At 49.6% G+C, this 7,117-nt stretch carries 8 protein-coding genes; 1 reads left to right on the top strand and 7 read right to left on the bottom strand.

Annotated features, from left to right (window positions below; translation table 11 throughout):
* The first annotated feature begins 2 nt into the window (after positions 1-2).
* Positions 3-1,778 carry an aspartate--tRNA ligase gene (aspS, locus tag JRI46_04490; protein ID MBW2038843.1) on the top strand — a complete coding sequence of 592 codons (1,776 nt, stop codon included), beginning with the start codon at positions 3-5 and terminating at the stop codon, positions 1,776-1,778.
* Positions 1,779-1,783: 5 nt separating this feature from the next.
* Here the strand turns inward: aspS and JRI46_04485 are convergent, their stop codons facing one another.
* The 7 genes from JRI46_04485 to JRI46_04455 form a co-directional block, all read right to left on the bottom strand.
* A complete protein-coding gene (locus JRI46_04485) occupies positions 1,784-3,244 on the bottom strand; it encodes a LysM peptidoglycan-binding domain-containing protein (protein MBW2038842.1) in 1,461 nt (486 codons plus the stop codon).
* Between the two features lie 125 nt (positions 3,245-3,369).
* The gene (locus JRI46_04480) at positions 3,370-3,465 is read right to left on the bottom strand and encodes a hypothetical protein (GenBank protein ID MBW2038841.1); all 96 of its coding nucleotides are present in this window, start codon (positions 3,463-3,465) and stop codon (positions 3,370-3,372) included.
* A 10-nt stretch (positions 3,466-3,475) separates the two neighbouring features.
* Positions 3,476-4,723 (bottom strand): polysulfide reductase NrfD, encoded by a 1,248-nt coding sequence (gene nrfD, locus JRI46_04475; GenBank protein ID MBW2038840.1) that lies wholly within the window; start codon positions 4,721-4,723, stop codon positions 3,476-3,478.
* On the bottom strand, positions 4,720-5,595 hold the full coding sequence (locus tag JRI46_04470) for a 4Fe-4S dicluster domain-containing protein (protein MBW2038839.1): 876 nt from the start codon (positions 5,593-5,595) through the stop codon (positions 4,720-4,722). Before JRI46_04470 ends, nrfD begins: the two co-directional genes overlap by 4 nt.
* An 18-nt stretch (positions 5,596-5,613) precedes the next feature.
* On the bottom strand, positions 5,614-5,769 hold the full coding sequence (locus tag JRI46_04465; GenBank protein ID MBW2038838.1) for a hypothetical protein: 156 nt from the start codon (positions 5,767-5,769) through the stop codon (positions 5,614-5,616).
* Complete coding sequence (locus JRI46_04460) at positions 5,766-6,155, bottom strand: cytochrome c3 family protein (GenBank protein ID MBW2038837.1); 390 nt, start codon at positions 6,153-6,155, stop codon at positions 5,766-5,768. Before JRI46_04460 ends, JRI46_04465 begins: the two co-directional genes overlap by 4 nt.
* A 206-nt stretch (positions 6,156-6,361) precedes the next feature.
* Entirely contained in the window at positions 6,362-7,045 is a 684-nt protein-coding gene (locus JRI46_04455) for a glycine cleavage system protein H (GenBank protein ID MBW2038836.1), read from the bottom strand.
* Positions 7,046-7,117: the final 72 nt, after the last annotated feature.

The following is a 7,117-nucleotide window of genomic DNA, read 5'->3' as shown; positions in this document are numbered from 1 at the left end:
CTGTGGATTCATTGGATGATTGGCGTCGTACCCATAACTGTGGCGAGCTGAGAAGGAAGGACGCCGGTGCCCAAGTCGTCTTGATGGGCTGGGTTCAACGTCGAAGGGATCATGGGGGGTTAATCTTTGTGGATTTGCGGGACAGGTATGGGGTGGTTCAGGTAGTCTTTAATCCTGATATAAACCCCCAGACACATACCAAGGCCCACTCTGTACGGAGTGAGTACGTCATCGCGGTCCAGGGGAAGGTGGCGCTGAGGCCGCAGGGGACGGCGAACCCCCGTCTGGCCACAGGGGAGATAGAGGTGGTGACTCATGGGTTAAAGATCCTCAATGAATCCAAGACACCCCCTTTTCCCATCGAGGATGAAGCTGAGGTGGCGGAGAACGTAAGACTCAGATATAGGTATCTGGATCTCCGCAGGCAGAGGCTACAGGAGAACCTGATCCTGAGGCAGCGGGCGGCCAAGGTGGTGAGGGACTACCTTTCCTCTCAGGGCTTCCTGGAGATCGAGACCCCCTTCCTCACCCGCAGTACCCCCGAGGGGGCCAGGGACTATCTCGTCCCCAGCCGCCTTAATCCCGGCAGCTTTTATGCCCTCCCCCAATCTCCCCAGCTATTTAAACAACTCTTGATGATCTCCGGGTTCGACCGTTATTTTCAGATCGTCAAGTGCTTCCGAGATGAAGACCTCAGGGCTGATCGCCAGCCGGAGTTTACCCAGATTGATGTGGAGGTGTCCTTTGTAGATGCCGAGGACGTTCAGGAGTGTATCGAGGGGATGTTGGAGGTCCTCTTTCGCGAGATCTTGGGGGTTGAGCTCAAAAGGCCCTTTCCCAGGATGAGCTATCAGGAGGCGATTTCCAGGTACGGCCTAGACCGTCCTGACATACGCTTTGGGATGGAGCTAGTTGAGATCACCGATGTGGCCTCTCGTTCGAATTTTCAGGTGTTTACCCAGGCTATAGAGGGAGGAGGTATTGTCAAGGGGATAAACTTAAAGGGTGGTGGAGAACGATCCCGCAAGGAGATCGATGAACTCGTCGAGGTGACAAAGGTCTATGGCGCCGGGGGGTTGGCTTGGGTAAAGGTGGAGCCTGAAGGTTGGGTATCCCCTATTGTCAAATTTTTCCAACCCGAAGATATACAGGAGATGAACGCCAGGATGGGGGGGGGACCAGGGGATCTCCTTCTCTTTGTGGCCGATAGGGCCAAGGTAGTAAATGAGGCCCTGGGTCATTTGCGGCTGCATCTGGCCAGGGAGAGGGGATTGATGGAGGAGGGGACCTATCAATTCGTGTGGATTGTCGATTTCCCCTTATTGGAATATGATGAAGGTGAGGGAAGGTATACGGCTGTACATCATCCCTTCACCGCCCCCAAGGATGAGGATGTGGCGCAACTCAAAGATGCCCCCCTGGAGGTCAGGGCCAAGGCCTATGACATTGTCCTTAATGGCGCGGAGATCGGAGGGGGGAGCATAAGGAACCACCGTGGGGATATTCAGAGGTTGATCTTTGAGATCTTGGGGATCGGGCCTAAGGAGGCCGAGGCCAAGTTCGGGTTTCTCTTAGAGGCCCTTGATTATGGGTCCCCACCCCATGGAGGTATTGCCTTAGGCTTTGATAGACTAGTGATGTTGCTGTGTGGTGCAGAGACTATCAGGGAGGTTATCCCCTTTCCCAAGACTCAGAGGGCTACCTGCCTCCTCACCGATGCCCCCGCCAATATAGACCCGCAACAGTTAAAGGAGCTTCACCTAAAGGTAGAGATCTGAATTCTTTATCCTTTTTCTTCCTTTCTTATCTTTAAAAGGATTTTATCCTTGGGGCGGATGAGGTTTCCTCTGATATTGTTCCAGCACCTTATTTCCTCGATATATAGATTATACATGCGGGCGATATCCCATAGGGTATCCCCCTCCTTCACCACATAGAGGATTTCCTCGAGGGAGGCCTTGCCTTTTTCCGGGGCCTGCCTCTTTACCTCGACCTTCTTCTTCCTTCCCTTCTTTTTTATGGAGAGGGCCTTGTCAGCGGGGATGGGGATGATGATGTAGGTTCCCGCCCTAAGGTGTTTCGGATTTCTGATATGGTTGATCTGCATAACGGGTCTTATCCCTGTTCTATATCGTCTGGCGATTTGGGAGAGGGTCTCACCCATCCTCACCTGATGTCGTCGAAAGGTTATCCTCTCTAAGGGCTTGAGTTGAGAGAAGTTTGTTAAAAAGACCTCTTTTTTTCCGGCGGGTATCTTTACCTGGTAGCCAGGATAATCAGGGGGGGTACACCACCTCTTTAGCTCCGGGTTTAGGGCACGAATTGTCTTATAATCTACACCACAGCAGCGGGCAATTACCCTCAGGTCCGTAGCGTCGGGGATTTCTACCTTTTCGTAGCGGATAGGTTCGTCGTACTCTATGTCGGTGAAGCCATATTTCTCAGGTTCTTTGGCAATAAGGCCGGCGGCGATCATCTTGGGGACAAAGTTCTTGGTTTCCATTTTCAAGTACCTGTATTTGGTCAATTCCCAGAAGTCCTCTGTGCGGTAACGCCTTATGGCCCGGGAGATCTTTCCCTCTCCCGCATTGTATCCCGCTGCAGCCAGATACCAGCAGTTGAACCGGTCGTAGAGGTCCTTCAGATACCTGGCGGCGGCGATGGTGGACTTTTCTGGGTTTCTTCGCTCATCTATCCACCAGTTGACCACCAGGCTGTATCTCTTTCCAGTCCGATAGACAAACTGCCAGGGCCCCGATGCCCTACGGCGTGAGTAGGCCTTGGGATTGAAACCACTTTCGATCATGGCCAAATAAACCAGGTCCTCGGGCAGTCCGTTTTCCTTTAAGAGCTCTTTCATCATCGGGATGTATTTGCCGGACCTCTTCAACCAGAGGGCAAACTCCTTTTTGTGCGTGGTCTTAAAGTACTCTATGAAGTACTCTACCCGATCATTTACCACGATGGGGATATCAAAGGTGACCTCCTTTTCCCCCTCACCTATCTCCAGAGGGGGTTTCTCCTGCACCTCTGCCTCCTCTTGAGGAGGAATTTGCAGAGAAGGCTCATAGCTCCTTTCATCGGGCTTGTCCTCTTCAGTTTGATCTGAGGGCTCAAGAGATTGAAGGGGGGGAGATGGAACTGCAATGGTGGAAGGAGGAGGTTCTTCTTTTTTCAGGAAATTGGGGCTACAGGCCACTAAGGAGAAAAACAAGGTGCAGACCAACCAAAGAGATCCCTTCACATTTACCTCCATTGCCGATGGTTGAAGATGGCGATAGCTTAACGGAGGGGAAATTCCTTGTCAAGAATTTTTGTCAAGAAAATTATGGCAAGAAAGGGGATCATCCCCTTTTTAGGTTATATTTTTTATCTTATTGTATAAAGGGTGACGCGATCAATCCCCAATATCTCAGCGGATTTTTGGATATTCCAAGCAGGACCGCCAGAGAGGCGGTCCTGCAAACCTCCTTTCTTATCTTACTATTTGCTCTTCTTGTTCAATTGCCCATTCAGGTGGATGGCGCATTATAGGCATCCTGTTTATAATCCATCTGAATACCCATATCTCCGCAAATATTATGGCAAGGGTCGTCTCAATCTCCATCCAGTGGGGAACGTAGTGTACAGGTAAAGGCACATACCATTTAAACGCAATGATGGTGTAGTTGAGCCTGTTGATGATGATCCCGACCATGGTCAAAACAGCAGCCACACGGATGACAGTGAGGTTTCTATCTATTGCACCCCGTAGGAATAGGAAGCATGGGATAAGTACCAACCCGATGACCTCTACCAGATACCAGTAGCCCCATGGGGTATGTATGTATGGCCAGTGCTGGCCGTGCATGAATATAAGGACCTTCAGAAAGAAATAGGCAAGCATCGTACATGCGCATCCCTTTGCCAGGCCTACGAGTATATCGTTATATTTTGTGTGATATTCGTGGTCTAGTTGATCACTGAAGACCCTGTGGCTTATTGTTCCTTCAAATATTACCAAGGAGAGCCCTGCGAATATGCTGGAAATAAAGAAGAGGATCGGGATAAACTGTGTATACCAGAGGGGATGGATCTTGCCCCTTGCCATCATAAATAGTGCCCCGAGACCTGATTGGTGCAATGTTGAAAGGGTGATGCCAAAGATTACCGCTCCGAGGGTAAGGGCCCTAAGGATCCTCCTGATCATCTTCCACCCAAGCCATTCTGCAAGTGCTGGAGAGATTTCAATAAACTCTGCTATCATATAGAGCAGAAAGTGCCAGGCAACGAGGAACAGCACTGAGCTCAGCCCGAATTTGTTTCCAATGATCGGATTAAAGATGTGCCATGGACGACCGAGATCAACTACTAGTGCACCGGCATAAAAGACGTAGGCGAGGAAGCCATTGAGGACTGTTGCCCTTATGATGGAATGATATTTTTCCGATCGGAGTATATAGACCACAAAGGTGAGCACATATGCACCCCCTGCAAAGGCAACACCTGTCATGACATCGAATCCGATCCATACTCCCCAGGGAAACTCCTGAGAGAGGTTGGTAATGGAGCTCAGTCCCTTCACCATCCGGTATGCAATAAGGATGACACCGAGGAGCATGACAGGGGCAGAGATGACATTGAAGGGGGTGAGGATCTTTCCCTTTGGTTTTAATTCTCCACGGATAAAGACCATAAAGTCCTTGATGCTCTTGATTTCTGGTGTCGCTGTTTTCCCGTTCATCTCGTTTCTCCCTCTCTTCCTATCTCTTCTTCCCTTTTTGTTATATAGCTCACTCCCATCAGGAACATAGGCCAGAGGATCAGCACGATGGGGACCGCATAGAGAAAGCCCGTGGAATATTCTGGATAGGCGATCGTTCCGAGGTCTGTCCTGAAGCCTATCTGCTCAAATGGGACTGCTGAAAGATAGAGCCATTCAGTGCCACCCACTTCATATTCTCCATAAATGTGGTGAACATATTTTTCTGGTCTCTGATATATTCGCCTTTTTGCCTCTTCAACGAGTTCCCTCCTTGTGCCAAAGACCAGTGCCTCCTGTGGACAGGCCTCAACACAAGCAGGCTGCTCTCCTTGTTTGAGCCTCTCCCAGCAGAGGTTGCACTTCTGGATCCTGGGATTCCAGCTATTGTATTCAAACTTTGGGATGTCAAAGGGGCAGGAGACCATGCAGTACCTGCAGCCCATACAGTTTTCATCCCAGGTGACAGGTCCTTGCTTTCTTTTTTTCATTGCCTTCACCAGGCATGCTGCAACACAGCCAGGCTGACTACAGTGCATACATTGCCTCTTTACAAAGACCTCTCCTTTTTTAGTCTCATAGCGATTGACAACTGTCCATTGTGTCACTGATGTGTCCCGCCTCTTCTCAAATACGGACTCATCGCTTATATCAGGGACTGGCAGATCATGTGCCTCTGCGCATGCCTCCTCACAGCTACGGCAGCCGATACACCGAGTGGTGTCAACAAGGACACCCACAAACTCCTTTCCCCCAACAACCCCTTCAGCCTTAAGCCTACTCGCTGTCAAAGTAGTCCCAGCTGTCCCTAATATGCCTGCCCCTAAGGTCTTGAGAAATCTTCTCCTATCCATTTAAGCCTCCTTCCCAATTTATTCACATGTTCCCATCAGATGGAACCTGTATTCTTCTGAGAATGATCCTCTTGGATCATCCTCAATTATTATGGCAGGGTGCATACTGCTTACCATGTTCACCTCCACCAGAAGCAGGAGTTCATTTAAAAGTTCCTCAACGGAATACCTCATTGGGCACCACCCCTTTTGGCGTGACAGTCCGTGCATCCCATCGGGCCGCTCTCAGCGTCCCGATGGCAGCCAAGACACTGCATGTGATAGGCCCCCTTTAAACCCAGTTTGCTCTTATTTTCGGGATCAAGAGGAGTAGTATGACAATCAGAACAGGCAAGGGTTTCCCCTGGTGGAGTATGATGACACGCGGCGCAACTTTCGGCCACCTCTGTATGCATCTCATGAGAGAAGATTACCGGTTCATATCTCTTAGAAATGCTGTCCAAGGTTAGGGTCTCAAGTCCCTCTATTTGGCTGGAAATTGCCAAGACCTTACTCTTGCTCGCATATGCGGCGACAAAAAGACAAATTCCAATCCCTAAAATGAGCTTAAACGATCTCATTTCTCTATTCCCTCCCTTCCTTAGTTTATCGTGAAAAATATCACGTAAAAAGAGGCTGGTCAAGACTTTTAAAGAAACCGGATCTATTGTCCTGTCCTTGAGGTATAAAATTAGATGGACAAAGAGTTCTTCCCCACAGCAGAGGAATAAGATGAAAAAGGACCCCCGAGAGGCGGACCTGCAAAGATAAGGAGGGATAAACGTCCTTATGCTGTCAGAAGGAATTCTTTTGCAAGCCTATCCCATTCGTCAGGGGAGAGGTTTTTGGCAATCCCTGACACAGGGAGACCTTCCTCTTGATAGACAACGCCGAGATCACCTGCCACCCTCCCTCGGAGGGCATCAACTGTTTCCCCCATCCATGCCCTTGCGAGCTTACCAGTGAGGAGGTTCTTGAGGTCTGCCTTTATCTTATCGGCCTTGACCATTACAAGCCACCCCTTCTCATATGGATCCTGAGTTATGACACTGGGGTCTCTCAAAACATCTTTGTTGATTGCAACGACCTCTCCGTTTACAGGAGAGATCATATCGATCGTTTTTGCATCGAAACCGAGGCTCCATCCTACCTCACCCTGTTCAATCCGTGAACCAATGGGGGGAAGGTTTACAGTGGTGGGTCTGCCAACGAGTTTCTGGGCGAAATCGTCCACTCCAATCTTCACAATCCCGTGACCCTGTGGCATTGCCCAGCTATGCCCCTGGTGATAATATCTCTCCTCCGGGAGGTGGAACCATTCAGCGATCGCAGGAATCAGCCGTTCAGTAGCAAACCGGTATGCTGCCCGTGTGGGTGTGGGTGTAGTCAAAGCCATCCAGAAGAGAATTAGTATCAGAAGAAAATCAATTACAAGTAGATATTCAATACCTTTTGTCAGAAAGATATCCACATACGAGAAAGCTCCCATTGCTAAACTCCTTCTCTTATGGTTTTAACTTTTCCCTATTGCGCCTCCTGAATG

This window comes from Deltaproteobacteria bacterium (assembly GCA_019308925.1).
Classification (GTDB): domain Bacteria; phylum Desulfobacterota; class B13-G15; order B13-G15; family RBG-16-54-18; genus JAFDHG01.
Note: the sequence above shows the minus strand (reverse complement) of the source record. Positions and strands in the feature narration are given on the sequence as shown.

Excerpts from the sequence above, each read along its gene's own strand:
- JRI46_04465 (MBW2038838.1), bottom strand. The coding sequence starts at position 5,769 with ATGAGGTATTCCGTTGAGGAACTTTTAAATGAACTCCTGCTTCTGGTG.
- JRI46_04460 (MBW2038837.1), bottom strand. The coding sequence starts at position 6,155 with ATGAGATCGTTTAAGCTCATTTTAGGGATTGGAATTTGTCTTTTTGTC.
- JRI46_04470 (MBW2038839.1), bottom strand. The coding sequence starts at position 5,595 with ATGGATAGGAGAAGATTTCTCAAGACCTTAGGGGCAGGCATATTAGGG.
- nrfD (MBW2038840.1), bottom strand. The coding sequence starts at position 4,723 with ATGAACGGGAAAACAGCGACACCAGAAATCAAGAGCATCAAGGACTTT.